This window comes from Roseobacter sp. MED193, from assembly GCF_000152965.1.
GTDB lineage: Bacteria > Pseudomonadota > Alphaproteobacteria > Rhodobacterales > Rhodobacteraceae > Pseudophaeobacter.
This window is the reverse complement of sequence record NZ_CH902583.1, coordinates 3,185,292-3,209,571: the sequence shown is the minus strand read 5'-3', so window position 1 is coordinate 3,209,571 and position 24,280 is coordinate 3,185,292. Positions and strand designations below refer to the sequence as shown.

The 24,280-nt window shown below is 57.4% G+C and carries 18 protein-coding genes and 1 tRNA gene; 8 read left to right on the top strand and 11 right to left on the bottom strand.

The window, feature by feature from the left end:
- Positions 1-32 precede the first annotated feature (32 nt).
- Positions 33-563, bottom strand: coding sequence for a diaminobutyrate acetyltransferase (ectA, locus tag MED193_RS17830; protein WP_009811154.1), 531 nt, complete (start codon positions 561-563; stop codon positions 33-35).
- A 218-nt stretch (positions 564-781) separates the two neighbouring features.
- On the opposite strand from ectA, the gene MED193_RS17825 reads away from it, so the two are divergent.
- Entirely contained in the window at positions 782-1,264 is a 483-nt protein-coding gene (locus MED193_RS17825; RefSeq protein WP_009811153.1) for a MarR family winged helix-turn-helix transcriptional regulator, read from the top strand.
- Between the two features lie 1,853 nt (positions 1,265-3,117).
- Here MED193_RS17825 and MED193_RS17810 read toward each other — a convergent pair.
- The 5 genes from MED193_RS17810 to MED193_RS17790 are packed head-to-tail and all read right to left on the bottom strand — an operon-like array spanning position 3,118 to position 10,153.
- Positions 3,118-4,410, bottom strand: a complete 1,293-nt coding sequence (locus tag MED193_RS17810; protein ID WP_009811150.1) for an aspartate aminotransferase family protein — start codon at positions 4,408-4,410, stop codon at positions 3,118-3,120.
- A 4-nt stretch (positions 4,411-4,414) separates the two neighbouring features.
- On the bottom strand, positions 4,415-5,518 hold the full coding sequence (locus tag MED193_RS17805) for a mandelate racemase/muconate lactonizing enzyme family protein (protein WP_009811149.1): 1,104 nt from the start codon (positions 5,516-5,518) through the stop codon (positions 4,415-4,417).
- Positions 5,515-6,621 (bottom strand): mandelate racemase/muconate lactonizing enzyme family protein, encoded by a 1,107-nt coding sequence (locus MED193_RS17800; protein ID WP_009811148.1) that lies wholly within the window; start codon positions 6,619-6,621, stop codon positions 5,515-5,517. Before MED193_RS17800 ends, MED193_RS17805 begins: the two co-directional genes overlap by 4 nt.
- Positions 6,618-7,700 (bottom strand): alcohol dehydrogenase family protein, encoded by a 1,083-nt coding sequence (locus MED193_RS17795; protein WP_254655467.1) that lies wholly within the window; start codon positions 7,698-7,700, stop codon positions 6,618-6,620. The genes MED193_RS17800 and MED193_RS17795 overlap by 4 nt, the downstream gene beginning before the upstream one ends.
- Positions 7,697-10,153 carry an FAD-dependent oxidoreductase gene (locus tag MED193_RS17790; protein ID WP_009811146.1) on the bottom strand — a complete coding sequence of 819 codons (2,457 nt, stop codon included), beginning with the start codon at positions 10,151-10,153 and terminating at the stop codon, positions 7,697-7,699. Before MED193_RS17790 ends, MED193_RS17795 begins: the two co-directional genes overlap by 4 nt.
- Before the next feature lie 71 nt (positions 10,154-10,224).
- Between MED193_RS17790 and MED193_RS17785 the strand changes: the two genes are divergently transcribed.
- The 7 genes from MED193_RS17785 to MED193_RS17750 all read left to right on the top strand — a co-directional run bounded on the left by MED193_RS17785 (position 10,225) and on the right by MED193_RS17750 (position 18,493).
- Complete coding sequence (locus tag MED193_RS17785; protein ID WP_039967005.1) at positions 10,225-11,112, top strand: MurR/RpiR family transcriptional regulator; 888 nt, start codon at positions 10,225-10,227, stop codon at positions 11,110-11,112.
- Complete coding sequence (locus MED193_RS17780) at positions 11,109-12,197, top strand: aromatic ring-hydroxylating dioxygenase subunit alpha (RefSeq protein ID WP_009811144.1); 1,089 nt, start codon at positions 11,109-11,111, stop codon at positions 12,195-12,197. Before MED193_RS17785 ends, MED193_RS17780 begins: the two co-directional genes overlap by 4 nt.
- Positions 12,190-13,641 carry an aldehyde dehydrogenase family protein gene (locus MED193_RS17775; RefSeq protein WP_009811143.1) on the top strand — a complete coding sequence of 484 codons (1,452 nt, stop codon included), beginning with the start codon at positions 12,190-12,192 and terminating at the stop codon, positions 13,639-13,641. Before MED193_RS17780 ends, MED193_RS17775 begins: the two co-directional genes overlap by 8 nt.
- A gap of 4 nt (positions 13,642-13,645) precedes the next feature.
- A complete protein-coding gene (locus MED193_RS17770) occupies positions 13,646-14,035 on the top strand; it encodes a carboxymuconolactone decarboxylase family protein (RefSeq protein WP_009811142.1) in 390 nt (129 codons plus the stop codon).
- Positions 14,036-14,586: 551 nt separating this feature from the next.
- Entirely contained in the window at positions 14,587-14,943 is a 357-nt protein-coding gene (locus MED193_RS17765) for a hypothetical protein (protein WP_009811141.1), read from the top strand.
- Between the two features lie 49 nt (positions 14,944-14,992).
- A complete protein-coding gene (locus tag MED193_RS17760) occupies positions 14,993-15,787 on the top strand; it encodes a hypothetical protein (RefSeq protein ID WP_009811140.1) in 795 nt (264 codons plus the stop codon).
- A 705-nt stretch (positions 15,788-16,492) separates the two neighbouring features.
- Entirely contained in the window at positions 16,493-18,493 is a 2,001-nt protein-coding gene (locus MED193_RS17750; protein WP_009811138.1) for a bifunctional UDP-sugar hydrolase/5'-nucleotidase, read from the top strand.
- Between the two features lie 147 nt (positions 18,494-18,640).
- Here the strand turns inward: MED193_RS17750 and MED193_RS17745 are convergent, their stop codons facing one another.
- The 5 genes from MED193_RS17745 to MED193_RS17725 form a co-directional block, all read right to left on the bottom strand.
- Positions 18,641-19,114: a hypothetical protein gene (locus tag MED193_RS17745; protein WP_157041403.1), complete on the bottom strand. Its 474-nt coding sequence runs from the start codon at positions 19,112-19,114 to the stop codon at positions 18,641-18,643.
- A 585-nt stretch (positions 19,115-19,699) separates the two neighbouring features.
- Positions 19,700-19,774 (bottom strand) — tRNA-Gln (locus MED193_RS17740).
- Between the two features lie 104 nt (positions 19,775-19,878).
- Positions 19,879-20,883, bottom strand: a complete 1,005-nt coding sequence (locus tag MED193_RS17735) for an NADPH:quinone reductase (protein WP_009811136.1) — start codon at positions 20,881-20,883, stop codon at positions 19,879-19,881.
- Between the two features lie 216 nt (positions 20,884-21,099).
- Positions 21,100-22,755, bottom strand: coding sequence for a transcriptional regulator (locus tag MED193_RS17730; protein ID WP_039966356.1), 1,656 nt, complete (start codon positions 22,753-22,755; stop codon positions 21,100-21,102).
- Between the two features lie 420 nt (positions 22,756-23,175).
- Positions 23,176-24,102: an MBL fold metallo-hydrolase gene (locus tag MED193_RS17725; RefSeq protein ID WP_039967004.1), complete on the bottom strand. Its 927-nt coding sequence runs from the start codon at positions 24,100-24,102 to the stop codon at positions 23,176-23,178.
- Between the last annotated feature and the right edge of the window lie 178 nt (positions 24,103-24,280).

Sequence of the window (24,280 nt, the reverse complement as noted above, 5' to 3'; positions counted from 1 at the left end):
AACTGGCTGGCAAAAAACGGCATACGCATCGCTCAGGCTGCGAGCGCCTGCTGCCTTGTCAGAGGAATAGTGACGAGGTTTTCCGTCTTGTGCCGTTCTTGGAAATGCAGGGCCTGCGTGTAGTAGGGTTGGATGTCCATCTGGCTGTCTTGAAAACTCGCGAACCTGCGAAACAAGGACCAGGAAGCATTATTGTCAGCGGTGATAGTGGTTTGCAGGCGGTTTACGTCTTTGCACTGAGGTCGCCGCAGAATGGATTGCAACATCATGGAGCCCAGCCCGCGTCCACGCGCATTTTCGGCCACGGCGACCTGCCAAACAAACAGCGTTTCAGGATCATTGGGCAATACATAAGCAGAGACCCAGCCCACCATCTCTTGGGACAATTCTGCCAGACAGCAGGTGCCGGCAAAATGATCGCTCTGCAAGAGATTGCAGTACATGGAGTTCTCATCAAGCGGCTTGCAAGCCTGCACCAGCTCCCAAACCTTGGCTCCGTCTTCAGCGACGGGCTTACGAACTGAGGGGAGATCGATGCGCATTGGGTCAATGGGGTGTTGCATGTTGGGTTTCTCCTATCGCTTTAAATGTCGAAGTATCAGGCAACCGACAAAACTTCAACAGTCAAAGCAAATTCACCTAGGTAACGCGGATTTTTGACGCTATTCGGCGGTGAAGGTCGCAAAATGACCAGTAATTGCTTCGAAAGTGGAAGTTATTTGAGAATTGAAATCACCTATTTACCGCTGTATGCTTTGATGTCTGAACTATCGGAGATTTTATGGACCGTATCGACAGCAGCCTGATCGCGCTGCGCCGCATTATTCGAACAACTGAATTATTCGGGCGCGAAATCCGTCAAGCTACTGGCGTCACCCCTGCCCAGTTCCGCGTTCTCCAGATCATTTCGGAGAGTGGCTTTGTGACGGCAAAGACAATTTCAATGCGCATGCAGGTCTCGCAAGGGACAGTTACTTCTCTGGTTGATAAGCTTGTCCGGGATGGTCTGGCTTTGCGGCAGAAATCCAGTGAAGATCGGCGACAAATTCATATTTTGCTGACCGATGCGGGGCGTGAAACTCTTGTTGATGCGCCCGACCCACTACAGCAACGATTTGTACGCAAATTTCGGGCCATGGAGGATTGGGAGCAGGCGATGCTGGTTGCCAACTTGGAACGGGTGGCAACCATGTTGGACGCTGAAGACCTGGACGCGTCTCCTGTTCTGGCGACCGGTGAAATTCGCCCAGCAGGCACCCAGTGAAATCATAAGCGGGCGGTTCTCAGCGCCTTAATGGCCGTGGCTTCGGAGCGCGTCTGCGGGGTGGCGCTGCCAACAGCGAACCACTTCTATGGGCTGGATGAAGTTGATCCGGGGGCGGAGTACGTCCAAGATTATGTGGCCTTCAGGCAGGTTGCTAGGTCAGAGGGGTATCTGCGACGGATGGCTGAGCATGAGCAGCGGACTGGTCGGCCTGTTGAGCCGTTGAGGCTGAAGTGAATTTAAAAGATTGAATTTCAAAAGAGGTACTAGAATGGAAGGTACGGGGACTAGCATAAAAAATCTATCTATGGCTGCGCTCTTAGTATGTGCATCATGCCAGAGTTTGTACTTGTCTGAGTCAAATTGTAATCCGGTCGAAGATCGTGAAATTAGGAGACAAGTCGTCGAAGCTGTTCGCCCCTATGAAGAGTTTGAAAGACCCAGCGATGGTTTCAAGTATACAATGGAGCGTCATCTGGAGATGAACACCTATGTTCTCCTGGAGTGTAAGCGGAATTACCTGGCAACGTTCTCCCCTCTTTCCAATGAGCACGTCACCTATACAGGTGAAACTTGGAAGTATCTGGTCTCAAAAAAGGAGTTCGAGGTTATCAACTTATGGAGACCCAAAGCACCCAGACGAAATAGTAAGCCTTGGCGCCAGGGACTGGTATCTGATTAGAGCTAGTCAGATCCGATCGCATAACCCGGCGACCTCTGGATGGTCGGACCAGCGATGGACGTCTATGGGGCGGGAGTGCCCGGGGTTCTCTATGTCTCCCATAGGTGACCTTTCCTCTGGGTAAGGAAGGATGAACCGGGGGTCTCTCCCCTCCGCCTTCTATTCATTACTTATACCTATTTCCTTCCCCCTCCTAGACCCTAGGTAACAGAGGGGAGGAGGTGCGTCACCGGTGCTTCAACGAGATGGGGGAACCGGATCGTCTCAGGGGGGGGGGCTCCCTCTGCCCCACTATACTCAGGCATAACGCTGACGGCCTCTCCCACAGCGGGAGGGGTCAACTCAAGCAGGCGGTAAAGGCACATCAAGGGGGGGGGGGCTTCAGAGCCTCGCCAGAGCCACTCAGACGAACCGAAACCACTGGGGCAGAAACGGGGGCGATTGGGGCCAGTCGGCGCTCCGCCGCTCTTACGTCTATGGCTGGAAAGTACTGGCTGGGGTGGTAGGATTCAGGGGGAAAAATAAATCAATCAAAATCAATGTAATAGATGGATTTTCGAGATGCACCGTTGATCAAAAAGTTTATGGATTGCGAAACGTTGCCAATCCTCTTCCAATCAAGTCCTGCGACGCATTAGGACACCAAGAAACGAGCTACTGCTTCAGGCCAAGAGGCGGTTCGGAACACCGGCAAACTTGATCGATACCAACGCGAACAAGGCCCAGCTGACGACCTAGCGAAATTCGAAAACAGCTTTGAGGATGATTGTAACGACCGCTCACAAGCCTAAGGGATCGCCAACACTGAGTGCCAAACCATCTACACCGCAAATGCGAGGTTTGAGAGTCAGTTGCTCGAATACGGTCATTGAAACACCCTAGCATTGGATTGCCACTGCTGCAGTCAACATCAGCGACAGCTAGGCGCAGAAAGCCACATTTACAAAGTCGATGTTGCGGATTGATCCGTTGGGTCTGTACGGCCCAGCGTCGCCGTTCGCGACTACAACCTGACGCTGCGGTGCGTCCCGTCATTCCGGACTTTCGCTGCAGCTGCATAATCTGGGCCAAGCCGAGTGGCCAGTGAGCGGTCATAGACCTAACGTAGCGCAACGGCTGCTTTCCTTATTCTGTTTTCTTTACGAACCAAATTATTTGAATGCCGCACCTTTCACGCGTTAACCGACTTGCTGCTCTCGAGTGCTACCGCGGCATTCCTGAAAGCTTCTTTGGTCTGGTGCAGGTCAGATTCAGTCAAGGCAAGTGACGGATACAGCTTACCGGGTGATTTGAAGATACCTTGCTCCCGCAAGCTTGCGTTCCAGGTCGCGTTGTCTTGTGGGTCCAGATGTTTCGCACTGCGGTAATCTTTGACGTCGTGGCTGGTGAAATAGATATCAAACAGGGTCGGATCACCGCAAACTCGGTGGGCAATTCCCGCCTCAGTTAGCGCCATAGTCTGCATGTCCATCAAGCTTTGGCCGAGCGCGCGCAAGCGATCATATTGGCCAGGACGGCGCAGGATTTCCATCGTCTTTAGGCCCGCAGCTGCCGCAACCGGATTGCCAGACAATGTGCCCAGTTGCATCAGCCACTTCTCAGCCCCCACGTGAGTCTTATCAAAATGCGCCATGATTTCAACGCTGGCTCCGAGGGCCGCCAAAGGGAACCCGCCGCCGATGATTTTGCCCAACGTGCAGATATCCGGCGTCACGCCGTAGCGTTCCTGTGCCCCGCCATAGGCAAGGCGAAAGCCGGTTACGATCTCGTCAAAGATCAACAAAACGCCGTGTTTGTCGCACAAAGCGCGAAGCCCTTGCAAAAAGCCGGGGGCCGCCGGGATAATCCGCTGCAAAGGCTCTGCAATGATTGCGGCGATATCGTCATGCTCTGACAAAAGCAATGCCACGGCCTCAAGGTCGTTGAAGGGTGCTATCAGCATCTCGTCAGCGACACCTTGCGGAATGCCCGCGCTGTCCGGAACAGCAGTGGGAAAGTTCACGGCCCTTGCAGGGGCAAGGCTCATCTGAGCTTCGGCGCTCATCCCGTGGTAGCCACCTTCGAATTTCAGGATCTTGCTCTTGCCTGTATAGGCGCGAGCCAGTCGGATCGCATACATGTCCGCTTCCCCCCCCGAGGTCACAAAGCGCACCTGTTCGCAGCAGGGCACCGCATCCACTATCGCCTCGGCCAGCGCGATGCCTTGCGCGTTATTGGCGAAAAAGGTCATACCCTTTGGCAGCTGCTCAAGTACGGCCTCCATGACTTCATCATCGCCATGACCCAGCAACATCGGACCCGATCCGATCAGGTAATCGATGTATTCATTGCCATCCTCATCCCAGACATGACTGCCCTCACCGCGGGCGATCACGATACTGGCGTCAAAATTTCCGAACCCCGCAGCGGGCAAAACCGCGCGGGCGCGTTGGGTCCATTCGGCTTGGGTGGTCAGTTTTTGCATATTCTCAGTCCAGTATTAGTTCAGGTTGGCCCAGGGCGGTTTTGTCAACGGCGATGCCAAGGCCCGCCGCTTGGGGTGGGGCGATGCGGCCCTGTGCGCGCGTGGGCGCATCCTGGGCAAGACGCGGCGAGACGTAGCCAGACAGGTCACAGACATTCAGCACCCTTGCAGGATCAGTGGCGGCACCAAGATGCAGGACGGCTGCTGTTGTGATGTCGCTTCCCCACGTGTCCTCAACGCACATCTTGGCCCCCAGATGCAGGCAAAGATCACGCGCACGCCGGGTGGCCGATAGTCCCCCAAACTTTGACAGTTTGAGTGCGGCAACGTCCATTAGCCCCAACTGATGCGCCTTCAGGAGGCTGGCCGTGTCGTGGACCAATTCGTCAAGCTTCATGGGAAGGCCTGTGGCACTGTGCACACGCGCGCAATCTTCGATCGTGGCGCAGGGCTGTTCCAGCATGATATCCAGATGTGCCACTGCGCGGCCCGTGCGCGTTGCATCCAGTGAGGTCGAGCCACAGTTCCAGTCGCCATAAAGAATGGGCCCACTGCCAACGGCCTCGCGCACCTTGATCAATCTCTCGACATCCGTTTGCCAGTCACCCGACGCACCCAATTTCGCTTGAAACTGGGTCATACCCTGCGCCTGTGCCTCAATTGCGATGCGAGCCATTTCGTCAGGCTCAATACAGGTAATCGAATGATACAGCGGCAAATCAGCCTGCCTTTGCCCACCGAGAAGCGCATGAAGTGGAAGCCCCGCGGCTTGCCCGGTAAGATCCCAAAGGGCGATATCAAGCGCCGATTTAGCATAACGATGATCGGGTAAATAGGCGTCTGCTTTGGCCATGAGCGCCTCTGGCCCGATGGGATCAGCGCTAAGAATAACCGGTGCAAGCTCGGACAACGCCGGCCCCACACCGCGCGCGTAGGCAGGCAGGTAATGCGGGATCGGGCAAACCTCGCCCCAGCCGGTCAGGCCTGTGTCGGTTTCAATGCAAAGCACCGCTGTTTCAACCGTGTCGCAGGTTTTGCCTTCTGCCATGTAATAGGCCGTGTGACTGGTCAGCGGCACATGCCAAAGAGAGAGGCGTTTGATCTTCATCCGTACACCCCCACCGGATCGCCCAAGACATCTTCGTCGGGATGCACGCCGAGACCCGGCGCTTCCGTTAGGTGGAGGTGGCCGTCAATATTGCGTGGGCCACGCCCGCCTGCGATGTCCAGCGTGATCATATCCTGGCACGCCCAGACCGCGTGGCAGTTTGCATCCGGAATAGTCGCGGCCAGATGCAGCGCCTCAGCGTCGGCCAGCACAGACCCGCCCGTCGCCATGACAAACATATCGATACCGTGTGCCAAGGCGATGTCGCGCATACGTGCTGCCTTGGTCAGGCCACCCACGCGGTTCAACTTGATGCCAAACACCTCAGCCAATCCGTCCCTCGCAATGCGGGCGGCGTCTTGCAATGTCACAAGGCTTTCATCGACAGACACAGGCGCCGCATATTTGCCTGCGATCGCCGCGATGTCGTCAAGGCTTTCGCAGGGTTGCTCAAACATCACGTTCAGGTCTTCGGTTGCGGACATAACACGTAAGGCCTGCTGGCGGGTCCAGCCGCGATTGACGTCATAGAGGACGATTTCGCCATCGCGACGCAGACTTTCCACATCACGCACGCGTGCGATATCGCGTTCTATATCGCCGCCGATTTTAACCGAATGGGCAACATAGCCGCGCTGGCGGTAACGCTCGATAACGGCGCGGGTTTCTTCCACGGTCTTTGCCCCGACAGACGACGCGATCGGTCGCGGCGTGCGCGATCCGCCGCCCATCAGATCAGCAATCGAAAGGCCCGCCGCTTGGCCTGCGATGTCCCAACAGGCCATGTCGATGGGGGATTTGGCATAGAGATGCCCCGGCAGCGCAAGGTCCATCGCCCGCTCGATTTCCAGTCCCCGGCGCGGATCAAGGCCAATGATGAAGGGGGCCATCGTCTCGATCCCTGCGCGGATGCCCGGACCATGGGCAGGCACATAGGTATGTCCCCAGGGCGTGCCTTCGCCCCAGCCCGTGAGTCCCGTACCGGTTTCGATTTTCACCAGCGTGGCATCGAGAACCTCGAACTTGAGCCGCCCACCGGACAGCCAATAAGGATGCTCCAGCGGTAAGGCAATCTGATAGACGGTGATGCGGGTGATCTTCATGGCGTCACGACGATGTTGCCAGTGTGCTCTTTGGCGATGAAAGCGCTCTGGGCAGCGCGCAAATCCTCAAGTGGATAGGTGGCGGCGAGGGAGGGCTTGATCGCGCCTTCCTCAATATAGCGCACGATGTTGGGCATGACTTCCAGATCAATGACGGTCGAGCCTGTGAACGTCAGATCACGCAGATAGAAGGTGCGCAGATCAAGGGACACCATCGGCCCTGCAATCGCGCCCGAGCAGGTGTAGCGCCCGCCCCGTTCCAGGATGTCGATCAAGCTGGGCCAATACGGGCCACCGACAACATCGGCCACGACCGTAATGCGTTCATCGCCCAAAGCACTGCGCAGATGGGCAGGCGCGCGCGGCAGGATCATATCCGGACCAAGGGCCGCCACATCGCTGTGTTTCCCCTCTGATGCTATTGCGATAACCCGCGCACCACGGCGTTTGGCCAGTTGCACCAGCGCACCGCCTACACCGCCGGACGCGCCGGGGATGAGCACTGTATCGTCCGCCGTAACCCGGGCGCGGGTCAACATGCCTTCAGCCGTAGAATAAGAGCAAGAAAATGTCGCCAGTTCGGCGTCGCTCAGCGTGGAATTCACGTCCAGGGCATTGCTGGACGGTATGGTCGTATATTCGGCAAAGCCACCATTGCGCTCTGACCCGAAATATCCGGTCTTGTTCATGTCCTCAGGCGCGTCTGCGTCTCTCAGCCAGCCGTCCGTGATGACGCGCTCGCCAATACGCGCGGCATCGACACCTGCGCCCACGGCAACGATGGTGCCGCAGACATCAGCCCCCTGAATGCGCGGAAAGGTGATCGGTGCGCCGCCCCATGTCGGGTCATCTTCGCCCACCTCGTCAAAGGCACCGCCCGTTGTGGCATCCGTCACTGTCTTGGAGTACCAGCCAGAGCGCGTGTTCACATCGGTGTTGTTCAGCCCGCAAGCGCCGACGCGGATAAGCACCTCACCCGGCTCAGGATCGGGGCGCGGCCAGTCGGGATGCAACACCAGTTGATCCAGATCGCCGTGTCCCATCGTGACCACAGCGCGCATCGTTGCTGGCAAGCTCACGGTGCTGGCTCCAGCACGGCATCCGTGCGTGGCAGCAAACTTTGCGGATCATACGCGGGCTCGCCCAGCACGCGTGCCTTTCGGGGCGAGCCATGGATAACAACCTCAAGCGCCGTGCCGGGGTCAGCCGCCTGCGGTTTGATATAGGCAAAGGCAAGGATTTTGCCCACGGTCGGGCCGTATGCTACTGAAGCGGTAGACCCGACAACGGTGCCATTCAGCAAGATCGCCTCACCACCATGGCCGTCAATCTCGCCATCCGGCTCAATCTCAAGGTAGGCGCAGATCCATGCCATTTCGCTATTGAGCGTCTTGTCGCGGCCAAGGTAGTCCTTGTCCGTGCGCGCAAAGCGAAGCACATCGGCCTCGACCAGTGTCACCTCGTTAGTCAGCTCGCCCGCACCTTTGAAGCCCTTTTCCATCCGCATCGCGTTCATCGCAAAGCTGCCGTAATCCGTTATGCCATACGCCTGGCCTGCGGACCAAAGCGCGCTGTAAACATCGACCATCGCGGCATATGGCATGTGCAATTCCCAGCCCAACTCGCCAGCATAGGACACACGCAAGGCCCAGACCTTGTGGCCGGCGATGGTGATTTTCTGCGCGGATAGCCAGCGGAAAGACGCATTGTCCAGCGCCGCATCGGTGCAAGCACCCAGCACATCGCGGGACCTTGGCCCGTTCAGTGACAGCGCGCCCCATGTGCTGGACAAGGCAGTCACGATGGCATCAGCGCCATCGCGGTGCGCTTCCAGATGATCCAGCAAGCGCTGTTCAAAGAAGGCGGCGCAGACCAAGTAAAGGCGATCCTCAGCCATGCGCACGATGGTGGTCTCCAACTCGATCCGGCCCGCACGGTTCAACATATGAGTGAGCGTGATGGACCCGACCTTCTGCGGCATCCGGTTCGCGGTGAGCCGATCCAGCAGGGCGTAGGCATCGGGGCCAGCCACTTCAATCTTGGTGAAGGCGGTGACATCCATGATCCCCACGCTTTCGCGCACGGCCTTGACCTCAGTCGCCACCATGTCATCAACAACCGTCCGGCGGAAGGAGTAGTGATCCTCTTGCGCGACGCCATTACGGGCAAACCAGCGGGGGCGTTCAAAGCCGTAAACCTCTTCGTGCACCGCTCCCTTGGCTTTCAGTGTCTCATGCAAGGGCGAGGGTTTGATCGGTCGCCCTGCAAGACGGTTGAAATGCGGGAACGGGATTTCATGCCGCAAACAGTAATCCTCGCGGGCCTTCACCACCTGCCACTCCTTGGTGGCATAGCTGCCAAAACGGCGTGGATCGTAATCGCGCATCGAAATATCCGCAGCCCCATGGACCATCCAGCGCGCTAACTCTCGCGTAAGACCCGGCCCCCAACCAATGCCGATCTGCGTGCCGCAACAGCACCAGTAATTGCGCACACCCGGAGCAGGGCCGATCAGCGGATTGCCATCGGGGGGATGCGAGATCGCGCCGTGCACATCGCGGGCGATGCCCAGATCGGCAAAGATCGACATACGATTGAGGCTCTCTTCAAGCCATGGCATGACGCGATCATAGTCAGCATCGAACAGCTCGTTCTCTGCCTCCCACGGGCAGTGATCTTCCCAGACCGTGTTGGGGTTGGCCTTCTCATAGATACCAATCAGCCCCTTCTTCTGCTCCATCCGGATGTAACCAGAGACTTTGCGATCATCGCGAATAACGGGCAGTTCGCGTTCCAAATTCTGGAATTCCGGCACCTCGTCTGTGACAAAATAATGGTGCGTCATTGATGTCATGGGCAGTTGCAGCCCAGACCATTCCCCCATCTGGCGGGCATAGGTGCCGCCAGCGTTGACCACATGTTCGCAGGTGATTGTGCCCTTCTCGGTTTCGACCACCCATTCGCCGCTTTCGGCTTGGGTGATGTTCGTGGCGCGACAACGGCGGATGATCCGGGCGCCCTTGGCCCGGGCGCCCGCCGCCATGGCCATGGTCACATTCGTCGGATCCACGTGGCCGTCATCGGGTGTGTGCAGTGCCCCCAGAACACCTTCGAGATTGTAGAATGGATGCAATTCAGCCACCTTCTCAGGCCCGACCAATTCAATATTGAACCCCAACGTGCGTCCGACAGACAGCGTGTGGCGCAGCCAGTCCATTTCATCCTCGGTATAGGCCAGTCTGAACGAGCCGCAGCCATGCCACGTCACCGCTTGACCCGTCTCGGCCTCAAGCCCGCCGGAATAGAGGCCAATGTTGTAATCAACGCATTTGCCAAGGCTAAAGCTGGAGGTTGAGTGGGTGATCTGCCCCGCCGCATGCCAAGTGCTACCAGAGGTCAGCTCCGCTTTTTCCAGCAGGACCACGTCATCGCCCCACCCTTCATGCGCCAGATGGTAGGCCAACCCGACCCCCATGACTCCGCCGCCGACGATGACCACGCGGGCCTGGGTGGGAAAGATTTTTTCCGACATGGTCGCTTCCTTTGTCTGGGAGTCGCAAAATGTGTGGACAGGCTAGGAGAACGTATGTACCAATGTCAATCATGAATGGCACAAATGTATCATCGCAAGTTCTGGACCGGCTGACCGAAGAATGGGAAGCTCTCACACCGGAGGCGCAAAAGGCAGCACGCTATGTGCTTGAGAACCCAAACGACGTGGGGGTGTCGACCGTGCGCGAGATTGCCGAAGCCGCAAGCGTCAAGCCGAACACCTTCGTGCGAATGGCCCGCCAAGTGGGATTTGAGGGCTACGATGATTTCCGCGCCCCCTTCCGAGATGCGATTCGGCAAGGCACTGCCAGCTTTCCCGACCGCGCCCGCTGGCTGCAAGACATCCGCAAGTCTGGTGATCTCGGCGGGCTCTATGCCGATATGGCAGAGGCTGCGATCCGCAATCTTGAAGACACCTTTTCAGGCATTGATGCCGAGGCCATGAAGCTGGCCGCTGAGGCCATCTGGGGCAGTCGACAAGTCTTCACGCTGGGCGTCGGCGTGAACAACGCCAATGCCCGCAATTTCACCTATTTGGCCTCTACCGGCATGACACAGTTCCATGCCATCCCGCGCCCCGGTTCCACGGCCGTGGATGATCTGGCCTGGGCCGACAATCGCGATGTTCTGATCGCGATGTCGATGCGCCCCTATCGCTCTGAGGTTATTGCGGCACTTGAGGTTGCCCGCGAACAAGGCATGACAATCATCGGCCTCAGTGACAGCCCCGCCAGCCCGATCATCCGCGCGGCAGACCACGGGTTTGTAGTCGCCGTCGATACACCTCAGTTCTTTCCGTCATCAGTCTCCGCGATTGCTCTGCTGGAAACACTGCTCAGCTTTGTCATCGCCGTCGCCTCCGAGGAAATCGTCGAGCGTGTCGAAAAATTCCATCAACGCCGCCACAAGCTTGGCATCTATTTGGAGGAGCCGGAATGAACACAATATCGGAACCTGTCCGGTCGCTTGCAGCCCGCTACTACACTGACCCAACCGTCTTTGCTGCTGAAAAAGCAGGTGTTCTGGCGCGCACATGGCAATTTGCGGGCCACGCCAGTCAGTTGGAGAACGCGGGCGATTATTTCGCCTTCGACATCGCGGATGAGAGCCTGTTTTGCATCAAGGGCCGTGATGGGGTGATCCGCACCTTCTACAACGTCTGCCAACACCGCGCCCATCAGCTTGTCAGCGGCGAAGGATCAACCCGCGTCGTTGTCTGTCCGTATCACGCATGGACGTATGAGCTAACAGGCGGCTTACGGGCGGCACCCAACACCAAATCTGTCGATGGGTTCGACAAGTCCAAAATCTGCCTGACCGAAGTGCGCACAGAAGAATTTCTGGGTTTCATCTTCGTCAACCTCGACGCGGGCGCCAAGCCTATGGACGATTGGTTTCCGGGTGCACGTGCCGAACTGGAAAGCTTCTTGCCTCATTGGGCGGAGCTGAAGCCGCTGGAATGGGTCGATATCCCAGAGAATTGCAACTGGAAGGTCTCGGTCGAGAATTATTCCGAATGCTATCATTGCAGCTTGAACCACCCAACCTTTTCCACTGGCGTGATAAAGCCCGAAACCTACGATATCCAGCCCCAAGGCTACTGCCTGCGCCACACAACTGAATCCGGCCCGCTGGATCAGATGAGCTATGACATCAACAGCGGCTTTGAGAATAATGACAAATACTCAAGCTGGTTCATTTGGCCGATGTTCTCGTTCCAAGTCTATCCCGGGAATCTGCTGAACACCTACCACTGGCGCGCGATTGATGCCGATCACGTCGTCGTCTGGCGCGGCTGGTATTCGATTGGCGGTTATGACGACGAAACCGTGCGCCGCATGGCACAACAGGACCGGGCCACCACGGTCGAGGAAGATATCCACCTTGTGGAAAGTGTCCAGCGCGGGCTGAAATCGCGGGGCTATGTGCCTGGGCCGCTGGTTGTCGATCCGAATTGTGGTGTGAATTCTGAACATTCGGTGATGCATCTGCAACGCTGGATGCGAGAGGCAATTGATGGCTGAGATCAAAGACTATTGGCAGAACTATATCGATGGCGCATGGGTCGATGGCAGCGCGGGTCGGATTGATGTGGTCGATCCGGCGACGGGGACCGTCCTTGCCGCTCATGCGCTGGCAGATGCAGGCGACGTGGACCGCGCGGTGCAGGCTGCAAAACGCATTCACCTGTCAGGCGCTCTGCGCGATATGCGCCCGATTGAACGGGGCCGCCTGGTCCAAGCCATGGGCCGCTATCTGCTGGACCACAAAGACGACATCGCCCGTCTGCTGACACTTGAACAAGGGAAACCTCTTTGGGAGGCAATAATCGAGGTCGAAGGGGCCGCCCTTTATTTTGAATATTACGGCAATCAGGCCAGCACCGTTGAAGGCCGATCAATCCCGCTGGGTGCGGGCTATTTCGACTGGACGGAACACGAACCCCTTGGCGTCTCAGGCCAGATCATCCCGTGGAACTACCCGCTTGAAATGACCGCACGGTCCCTGTCTGCTGCACTGGCGACGGGCAACGCCTGCGTGGTCAAAACGCCAGAGCTAACACCGCTAACGAATGCCTGGTTCGCCCATGCAGCCGAAGCAGTTGGATTGCCCAGAGGAGCGGTCAACATCCTGTGCGGATTAGGCCACGAGGCAGGTGCCGCCCTATCGGCGCACCCGGATGTGAACCAGATCGTCTTCACTGGCTCAGTTCCGACCGGGATTGCGATTGCAAAGACCGCCGCTGGCAACGTGGTGCCCTGCGTACTGGAACTCGGCGGCAAATCCGCAGCCATCGTTCATGCAGACGCGGACCTTGAAGCGTTCGAGGCTGACATCCGCTGGGGCATCTACTTCAACGCAGGCCAAGTCTGTTCTGCCATGTCCCGCGTGATCGTGCACGAAAGCCGCCACGCCGAGATGCTGGAACGCGCCGAAGCCGTCGCGCGCGGCCTGTCTGTCGGGCCGGGGGTCGAACGGGACACATTTGGGGCCAACATGGGCGCGATGGTTTCGAACGCTCAGCGCGACCACGCCGTTCAAATGGTGGCGGCGGCCCAAGACCAGAAAGCGCAACTTGTGGCGGGTGGCCATGCGCTCAACCACGTCGGCGCCTTTATGGAGCCAACCGTGCTATCTGTAGCACCTGACATGGAAATTGCGCAGCAAGAGGTCTTTGGCCCAGTTCTGTCGGTCATGCCCTTTCGCAGTGACGCCGAGGCGATCGAGATCGCCAACGGGACCGATTTTGGCCTTGTCGCGGGGGTCTTTACCGCCGATTTGGACCGCGCCACCAGTGCTGCACGGGCCCTGCGAGCGGGGCAGGTTTTTGTCAACGAATGGTATGCGGGCGGCGTCGAAACCCCCTTTGGAGGCTACGGAAAATCCGGCCATGGCCGCGAAAAAGGGCGCGAGGCGCTTTGGAACTACGTTCAGACCAAAAACGTTGCCGTCAAACTGAAGGGATAAGCACATGAGCACATTTGACGAAGACCTCTTTCTAATAGGGCTTGAGCAACGCAAGGCGACGCTCGGGGCCGAGTATGTCGAAAAAAACCTCGCCGCCGCAGATGATTTCACCCGTCCGTTTCAGGAAGCGATGACTGCTTGGTGTTGGGGTTTTGGTTGGGGCGATGATGTGATCGACGCAAAGACAAGGTCGATGATGAACCTGTCGATGATCGGAGCATTGGGCAAAATGGCAGAATGGGAAACTCACTGCCGCGGCGCCATCACCAACGGCGTTACCCAAGACGAGATCCGCGCGATCATCCACGTCATCGGCATCTATTGCGGCGTCCCTCAGGCGCTGGAGTGCTTTCGCATTGCGCACAAAGTCCTGAGTGAGCGGCAATCCGGGTGATACGGCTTGGCCAAGGCAGCTGCCTCTCGTCCTCAGATTTTTAGAGCGTGCGCTTCCGGCGCATGTTTTCGAATAGTCATATTTACATAGCTAGCGCGAGATTTTGTTGAGGCGAGTACCGGAATCGAACCGATGTACGCGGATTTGCAATCCACGAGTATCGCTGAAAACAAACAGAAAAATTGTAAACTGTGTGCGTTTCACTCACATGGAGAACAATGGCTTACATGAAAATTGCAAACCGGATTTGGTCGACGTAAACGGCCCAGAGCGAACACTGGTTGTCCGGTCAGATGCCGCATTGCGGCATTCCGGAAGCTGACATTGACGAATGGTGACGGACGCTATTCCTAGCTGCTGTGGTTCTTCGCAGACCCACCTTAGGACATAAATGCCGTCGGGGGCACCACATCATAAAATGTGCCTCCGCGCAATCCGAAGTAAAGTGCAAAGGACGTTTCCGTTTGACAGGCCTTGTCAGATGGCACCTGGGACTGTTGAATTGCCTTCAAAGGCGATCACTTGGGAGATACCGAATCGACGGGGACGAAATGATCTTCAGACGCGCGAGCCGGATGCTGGCTATACTCCTCCTCGTAACTGCCTCGTCCGGCATCGCGCAGGAACTGCACGCCCCCGGCTATGTCCGCCGCGACGCGGCACCCGACGCGGCTGCAAATCGGGTCGTAGTCTTCGTCCATGGCCTCAGTTCGCGCAATGGCGATAACGCAGTCTCGACCTGGACACCCGAGGAGGGCCTGCCCTGGCCACTTCTCCTCACGCTTTCGGAGATCTTCCGCGATCAGGACATCTACGTCGCCAATTATGACAGCGACGCCTGGAACGGCCGCAGCTTCACCAGCGTCTCAGGCGATCTAGCGCGGCAACTCAGGGGCCGACGGCATTGACCGTTACAGCGAAATCTATTTCATCGGCCACAGCCTCGGCGGCCTCGTATTGCGACGGGCTCTGCTGGACGATCCGGGCCTGCGCGTCCGCACGGCAGGTCTCTTTCTCTTCGCCAGCCCTACCGGCGGCTCGGCCCTAGCAAATCTCGGTAGCCGCCTAAAGGAAAGCAGGCCACTAGTCAGTGCCCTGCGCCAACGCGACAATGACGGCGACGAGGTGCAGACGGTCCTGAAGACAGAATGGCTCAACAGGCGGATTCGCATTCCAACCTTCTGCGCCTTTGAATCCGATGAACGCATCGTCGACCGCGCTGGGGTGGAGCCGCTCTGCACCGACAGCCTCGTCGAGGTTACGGGCAGCCACAACCAGATCGTTCAGCCCTCGGCCGAACGCGGCGGGCGCGAGGGGCTGAACGCACAGGAACTTGTCGAGCGATGGATTGTCGAGGTCCTCGCGGACCGCGGCTATCTCGTCGAGGGGCCGGAGCGATACGACGCAAGGGACGTAGCGATAGCAAGCTGTCCGGGCGACTCCCGCTATACGTCAGAAGTAGTCAGCAACATCCGCGCAATCGTTACCAGCGTGTCAGGCGGTCTCTCCGTCGGCGTTACACGGCCGATGCCGCGCAATTGGACACGAGGGCAGTCGACCGACGAACTCTGGGCCGAGCACCCGCCACAATTTCTGGTTGTCCACTATTCCTGTTTCGAGTTGAACGCCGACAACCGCGACGATTTGATCCACCGCGACACGAATTTTGCGAACTTCGCTCGGCAGATGCTCGAGGCCGGGGTCAATGTCGTCCTCTACTCGCGGACGATCTCTTATGAAGAGGGGGCGTAGCCACGTCTGTCGCAAGCTCTCAAATGCCGCGCTCGTCGCGGCATTGTCTCCTGGCGAGCAGCCACCTAAGCTCTACGGCATTCCCTCCCAGCGCGGGCAGGATATTGTGGGCGGCGGCAATTCAGAGGTGAACGACAGGTTCGAGAACAGCGTCTCGCAAATCCTCTGCGGCGATGGCGCGGCCTTCGAAGCCGCGGTCCTATGCCAGCAATGATAGCCTGAGCCTCGTGGCGCTGCGAATGATCCCGAACAGATGCGCGTTCGGCCCACACCAGCCATTGGCCAGATGTCCAAGCGCTGCGTTGCAGCTTCCCTAAAGCAGTCGTTCGACACATTGTGCAGCATTTTTGTTGGCCAGAGACGGAGGGGGCTTACGATGCAGCTCTGCCGATGTCCGCTTTAGGCCTGGGCAAGATCATTGGTTTGTGTCCGCGCACAGGCGCTCGGCCAAGAAATGAGAGGCTCCGCCCGAGGTGTTGAACCATACGCCGCCACACAACAGTGGCACAGTCAGCTTTGCTGGTTTGCTCTTGTCGGTTTGCCGCCACGAGTTTTTGCCTTCGCACTTCTCTTGCGTCCGAGCCCCGCAGCCACTTGCTCTCACACCACCTTTATATCACTGACATCTCCCTGACGCATGACTGTCTTCAAAAGCATCTAAGCGCGTTTGAAAGGAACTTACTCCGATACACGAAAGATACGAACATGACCAAGATTTCACGCAGGCAGTTTATGGCGTCAACGGCTGGCATGGCCGCAATTGCCGCGAGCTCACCAGTTTTTGTTACCCGGGCAAACGCCACCCCCGGTGCTGGCGAGTTGCAATTGGTGACCACGACCCCGAACCCCAAAGGCGCTTTCGAGCGACTGTTCCTGCTGAAAGGCGATGCGCTGTCTCAGCCGATCACCACAATCGTCACCGGTGAAGGCATCGAGGTTCCCGAACGCAACCTGAAGGTAGGGACTCGCCGCGTTGTTCGCATGATGCATTTCAACGACATGCACAACCACATGACCGACATGCACAGCAAAAAGGGCGATACCCACCGCATGGCGCAGATGGTCAAGAAGGTGAAAGAGACCAAAGCCGCCGCCGCCGACCATGAAATCGTGCTGTTTCTGTCGGCTGGTGACGATCACACGGGCTCGGTGTTTGACGAGCTTCTGGGTTGGTCGCCGGAGGAGTTCGTGGCAGATGCCGGGTATCGTGCCGCTTCCGCGGCGGGCGTCGATCTGGCCGTATTGGGCAACCACGAATTCGACCGCGGCGGCGAAATGCTCAAGATGGGTATCGACCGCGACGCGGACTTCCCGGTGTTGTCGGCTAATATCCACGGCTCGGGCCATGTGCACCGCGACAAAGACTATGTGGCTGCCGCAGTGGGTGAAATCAAAGGCCTGCGCATCGGCTTCATTGGCCTGACAACCGCCGTGGATACGCGCGTGGGCATCGAAACCGATCCGACACTGAACGTCTCAAGCCCGGTTATGGCTGCGACCAACGTATACAAGGCCGTCGAGGCCGTTTCCGATGTTGTCGTTGTGCTGTCGCATTGTGGGTATGGCCGCGACATGCACGCATCGGGCAAAGCCGCGACCGCGCGCAAGATCGGTGAAGGCGACTTTGCTATCGCGGAGGCAATCGGCCCGATGGGGACCAAGCCTTGCGTACTGATTGGTGGCCATTCGCACACCACTCTGAACCAAGACGGCATCGAAGCCGACAATATGGTCGACGGATTGCTGCTGACTCAGGCATCGGCCAACGGCAAATTCTTGGGCGAAATTGCAATGTCGGTCGCCGCCGGTCAGGGTCGTGATGCGTGGTTCTCAAACGTGTCCCTGCACGCCATCAAAAAGCGCGATGATCGCGTGTCGGTCGATGACGAGAAATATGCCGGGCTTGAGCATGACGGCGACTATGACGCCGCGTTCGAAACCGAAATCATGGCGCCGATGATCGCCGCTCTGGATGAAAAGATGTCGGAAGTGATCGGTGACGTGGCCGATGACACGCTGGTCAACAGTGACCGGACCCGCGCCGACCGGTATGTCGGTGAAGTGGCGCTGGCCAACTTCATGAACGACACGCTGGTAAAACAGTCTGGGACCTTTCCGGGCGGCAAGGTCGATTTCTCATTGTTCAACGCCACCGGCCTGAGCAATGGCATCGGCAAGGGCCCGCTGACCTTCCGCGAGTGGTTCGACGTGATGCCCTATGCAGATCTGGTTGACGTGGCCACACTCACCGGCACCCAGATCCGCGACATCCTGAATTCCAACGCCAAGCGTTTGCTACGCGCGGAAGAGGTTGAAGGCACCGATCTTGGCGGCTTCGTGTCGCGCGGCTTCCTGCATTTCTCATCGGGCATCCGCTATCGGATCGTTCCGGGTGCGTCGGCGGCTGAGGCCAAGGCTGTGGACATCACGCTAAACGGGACGCCGGTCGAAGATGTGTTAGACAAGGAATTCACCATGGTTTTCCCGACGTACATTTCGCTCGGCGCCTTCGGTGAAACCTGGAACGGCAACGCCATCGGCGGCGGTGTCGACGGCGAGATAGTAAGCACCGACGTGCGCGGTTTGCCCTGGAACCACACCGGGCTAGTCTACCGCAACGAAGTCATCGCCGCGATCCGCAAGATGGGCTCGATCAGCGAAGCCACGGGCGCTAAACTGGATGGCCGCGTCATCGTCGATGGCTAGGCTCAAGCCTGCCGGTCTTCTCCTGTGGCGTGCCCAGGGGAGGACCAGCGCATCTATCTTCTGGCGAAATCCTGACATCGCGTCCCTTGCTTCAGGCAATAAGGCCGGACGCTTCATTGGCAATACCGCTTATGTAACTGTCGATTCTTAGCGTCGACGGTATAAGCTGACATTCAGGCGCAGCACAGCATTCCGCACTATGGGCTCAAAGCCGACTTGTGGCAGCGCGGCGACGGTGACCTCGTTGTAGCGCCGCACTTCTTCCCGCATCCTGATCGTTTCATCGGTGTCTTCGTATTCGACGTTCCCCTCGTTTGTGTCCCGTAGGACAATCAGTTCTTCGCCAGCGGCCCGCCCAACGTCGTCGCGCTGAAAAGCAGCTTCAGCGAACCAGCCCTGTAGGGCCTCAGAGGCCCGGATCCTCGTTGTTCTGTTTCCCCGAACATAAGGACCTGAGTAGCTTCCCTTCGCGAGGTCCAGCAGGCCAGCCTCGTCAAGGGTGCGGATAATCGGGATGATCTTCTTGGAAATATGCAGAGCGTTGTAGCGAGAGGTCGTATCCCAGTAATTTGAGGACATCGACATGCCGATGCACAGCTCAGGATCTTCAAGCCAAGCCACGTAGAGATCTAGAACAAGCACTCGAAGCTGGTGCCTGAAGGCGGTCTTCGGCTTCGGCCCGGACGTCTTATCACTCGGCAGGTACTCGTCCCAGATGCGATCGCACAGGGCCGCGACCTCAGGATGGTCTGACCAGCGGTGGACGTCTATGGGGCGGGAGTGCCAGGGGTTCTCTATGTCTCCCATAGGTGACCTTTCTTCTGGGTAAGGAAGGAAGAACCGGGGGTCTCTCCCCTCCGCCTTCTATTCATTACTTATACCTATTCCCTTCCCCCTCCTAGACCCTAGGTAACAGAGAGGGAAGAGGTGCGTCAGCGGTGCTTCAACGAGATAGGGGAAACCGGGTCGTCTCAGGGGGGGGCTCTCTCTGCCCCACTATACTCAGGCATAACGCTGACGGCCTCTCCCACAGCGGGAGGGGGCAACTCAAGCAGGCGGTAAAGGCACATCCAAGTACATCACCAAGGGGGGGGCTTCAGAGCCTCGCCAGAGCCACCCAGACGACCCGAAATCACTGGGGCCGGACCTGGGGCGATTGGGGCCAGTCGGCGCTCCGTCGCTCTTACGTCTATGGCTGGAAAGTACTGGCTGGGGTGGTAGGATTCGAACCTACGATCTTCAGTACCAAAAACTGTTGCCTTACCACTTGGCCACACCCCATCAGTGAGCGGCGTTCTAGTGTGAGTTTCAGGGGGGCGCAAGGGGGATTGTCGAAAAAAACAAAACTTTTTCCATACCACTTCTCGCGCCCTCCAATGCTTCCCCTACGGGACTGCAGATTCTCCTATCTGGATCAATATTGCGCCTTGCCGATTTCCAGCCTCTACTGCCTCGTGGGCACGACAAGCCTCTGAAACAGCGTAGACCTTTTCAATATCAAAGCTCAGTGCACCGGCCTTCAAAGCTTGGTTCAAACGCAAGATTGCCGCTGCCCTTTCCGTTTCCGAGAGCAAATAGACGAGGATGATTTCCAACCGTACCGCCTTAAAAAGAAGCGGCATAAAGGGAAGGTTCGGTGACATTTCCTGTGCTGAGCCATAGGCCGCAATGCAACCATTTTCCGCGATCACCTGGGCATCCGTTTCAATATTGAGACCAAATTCAACCTCAACAATGAGATCGACGGGGCTTGCGCCATTGGCCTGTAGAATCTGCTCTGCCAGATCTTTGGAACGGTAGTCCAATACAACATCTGCCCCCGCTGAGAGGACGCGACTGCCAGCCTTTGGATTGCAGGTCGCGATAACGCGGGCACCGCCCCATTTAGCAAGCTGCACAGCGAGGATGCCAACCGTCCCTGCACCACCTTGAACCAGAACAGTCTTGCCTGCCACATCCCCCTGGCCAAAAACTGCATTGCAGGCCGTGAGCCCGGGAATGCCTAGGATGGCGCCAACTTCCAGGCTCACCCCATCCGGCAAAGCGATCGCTTGCTCCGAAGGGAGCGCAATCTGTTGTGCCGCGGTTCCGCAGGCACGGCGGAATTGTCCGTTCCAGATCCAGACCCGTTCGCCGATGCGGCTGCTTGAGACCCCCTCCCCCACAGCGCAAATCACCCCAGATCCGTCGCTATGGGGAGTGATGTAGTCCCAGGGAAAGCCTTGCAAACCAGGTTGCCCTCTTGTGCGGGTTTTGACATCCGATGGGTTCACACCCGAGAAAGCTACATCTATCAGTACCTCTCCTACGGCAGGGCTGGGAGAAGGCAGGTCTTCAACCCGTAAAACCTCAGAAGCAGCGCCAAAGGCGCGGTATGTAATGGCTTTCATTGTCGTGTATTCCTTGTGTAGTGCTCCCCCGCAGGCAGCCGGCAATCTAGCAGCCTGCAAGAGCAGCCAAGCGCCTTCGGGCGTTCACTACAGGATACAGCGCATTTTCAGAAAGGACAGTGGGCGCGTAGCAATGCCACCGCACCAAGTTACGCTGCAACCGGACACCACGTATCAAAACGCTATTGGGTAACTTTGCCCCACCGCTGATAAGCCTCAGGCTGGCACACCCGCTTGTTTCAATGCATCGGCCCATTCGTTGCCTTCTCGCGAGGCCGCTCCTGGGTATTCCCGGTGATACTTAGTCAAATTAAACTGGGGCGAGGCCGCCATCAGGTTTTGAACTGCCTTACGTGCCTCTCCTGGGCGGCCGGAAAGTTGCAGCGCGATAGCCTTGGTGCGCAGACTGGCTGGATAGGCCGCATTTGCCTGGAGCGATCGCTCGGCCAGTTCGATTGCACGGTCATAGTTATGGGCGGATAGGTTCGCCGAAGCGGACACGGAATCGAAGTAGTACTTTTGCGGTCCAAGGGGCGTAAGTCGCCGCGCCGCATCGGTGAGCGCGACCGCCTCAATTGGCCGCCCTTGATAGGCCCAGGTCGCGCCTTTTAGGAGGATGGCCAATGCCTCATTCGGGTTATCCTTCAATGCCAAGTCGTAGGAGTTTAGTGCCTGATCGAAATCAAACAACAGATGACTGGCAATCGCCCCTTTCAATGTATGCGCCAAGGAAAAACAAGGATCCGTCTCCAGCGCGGAGGCTGCATATTTTTCTGCCAACCCAGCATCTATCCGGCGATCACTAGAGAACCCTTTTTGAACCCGCAGCACATGCCAGAACCCTAGCCATGTCAACACTACGGGATGTTTTGGATCGCGGTCTTGCAGAACCTTCAGGATTTCACGAGCGCGCCCAAAGCGGTCAGGTGTCATTTCCTGCATCATGGAGATGGCCGCCATAAGCAACACATGGCCTTCCGGGCTGGGTAGCGGTTTAAAGGCTGCCACCCGGACCGCCTCTCCCACCAGGGTCTGGCCAATTTGCCGCGTTGCTTCACGTAGGGCCTCACTCCGCCCGGACATCAAGTCTGGCAATGGCCCTTCAAAGTGACGCGACCAGATCACCTGCTCGCGCTCTGCATCATGTAATTCGATCTCAGCAGCTATAAGCTGCCCATTTGCACGTACAGAGCCAGAGACGAGGTATTTCACCCCAGCGACGGCCGAAACTTCTGATGGTCTCACCCGATTGAGGTCAAACTGACGGGATGCCAAATAAGAGGTCACAGTGAAAGCCTGGCTGCGGGCCAGACTGCGTGACAATTCCTCTGATATCAGGGAGCCCAGGGGGGAAGTGTCTTCTCCGGGAGCCAGTTGCACAAAGGGAAGAACTGCGATCAGTGGCAACAGTGCTTCAGCGCGTGTCCGCCGATCTTGCTGAGCTGGATATCCACTACGAGCAGAGCTGCGGCCAATTTCTATCCGGGTTTGCTGCAACCAGCGGGCAAAGTTTGCCTCGTAGGGCAGTTCAAACCCCTCCATAAACTCGGCATCACGGGTGCAGTCCTCAAAGGAAATTCTGCTCAGGTCTAAGGTAACCCTTTCCCTATTTGCATTTATCACCTTGGCGATAGCGGGTCCCAAATGGCGCCTCAAGGTTGACAACGCCGTCCTCAGGCTGGCCTTGGCCTGTTCCGGCTGCGCCAAGCTCCACAGGGTCTGCTCCAGAAATGCACGTGTGCGGACCCCAGACTCGGCCATGCAGAGCAAAGCCAGCAGCGCCTGATGCTTTGCCCCCAAAGAGATCGGTGTCCCGTCGCCCCGGGCGACACTAAAAGCTCCAAATTGACCAATACGCAACAATACAGTCATGATACACACCCAGAAAGACTAAAGCATGATTAAATTACAACAACACACCCCTTAATTGTAAATAAAAAAAACCAATAAAGTTTTGGCAAATAATGTTAACGGAAAAATACTTCAATTAACATTTTTGCAACCTTCGGTTATATTTGTTAAATAACTGACACTTAGCCCCAATCAAAATACCAACAACAACAACACTTAAAGACCGACCCTTCAGTCGCTCCCCCCATAAAACAATGTGAAAACTGAACATGATGGCTGAGAATCATATTCGAATTTGGTCAATTAGGGCCAAAAAAACCCACTCATGAAAACAGACCAAATACGGTATATTACCTGCCATATCTCTGCCAAAATACTCCCCAAGACAATATAGCCGCCTATCGAGTTCGAGATCTAATGAGGCCAGTAGCCGCCATCCCTCTACTCACCATAGGACGGAACAAACCTATAGGCACCCTGCACGGCTTCTACCCGTCCGATTCCACCATCTGGAAAGTGATATCCGATCAATTGCATCTGTTCATGGGCCAACATGTCGAGTAGGCGGGCCCGCGTTTTCCCCGCTAGTTCACCATCCTGATCCGTACCGATTGACCATTCTGGTTTTGCAAAACTCACATGGTGGTTTCCAATTGCGTCACCGCCGATCAGAAGGCTTTTCTGCCCATCGCGCAGCTCAAACGACATGTGGCCTGGGGTGTGCCCATAACTCGCATGGGCTGCGACGCCTGGCAAAACCTCCTGACCATCTTTGAACCTGCTCAGGCGCTCTTCCATGACCTCCAGACGTCGGCGCGCCCCTACCGCCATCGAAGCTCGGTCACCAGAGATCGTCGAGGCCGTGTTTGGATCAAACCAATAGGCCCATTCGGCCTCGCCCATCAGATATTCAGCATTGGGAAACAGGGGGTCATCAAAATCATCCAATACCCCCCAAAGATGGTCGGGGTGACAATGAGTAAAGACCACATGGCTCACCTCCTCCGGGGCAACCCCAGCCGCATCCAGCGCGCTCGTCAATTGCCCGGCGGTGTTTTGAAAGCCAGGCCCGGACCCGGCATCAAACAGCACCACCCTGCCCGCGTGGCGCAGCAGCGTCACATTGATTGGCGGATGTATCGGCCCATCAGGTACCCCGCGGCTCTGAAGGATCTGGTCGACGGCATCGGGCTCCAGCCCGGCAAAAAGCATGGCGCGTGGCAGGGTCAAATGACCATCAGACAGGGTCATAACTTGCATGTCCCCCAGCGTGAGCTGCCCTGAGCCCACTGCCTTTGCCAAGCTGGCTGTCGGCGCCGACGCACTGGCCACGAGCCCCGCAACAAACTCTCGACGATTCAATGTCATATCTTTCCCCTCCAGATCTCGCACATCCATATTCACAGATGTGAATTTATATAGATCTCGGTGTTTGGCAAGATTTAGCACCGCCCTGCGCAAAAGATCTGTGCCTTTCACCACAAAAAAGACCCGGCGCATTTACCATGCGCCGGGCCTCCCTCCTCATGGCCCCTCCCGATGAAGG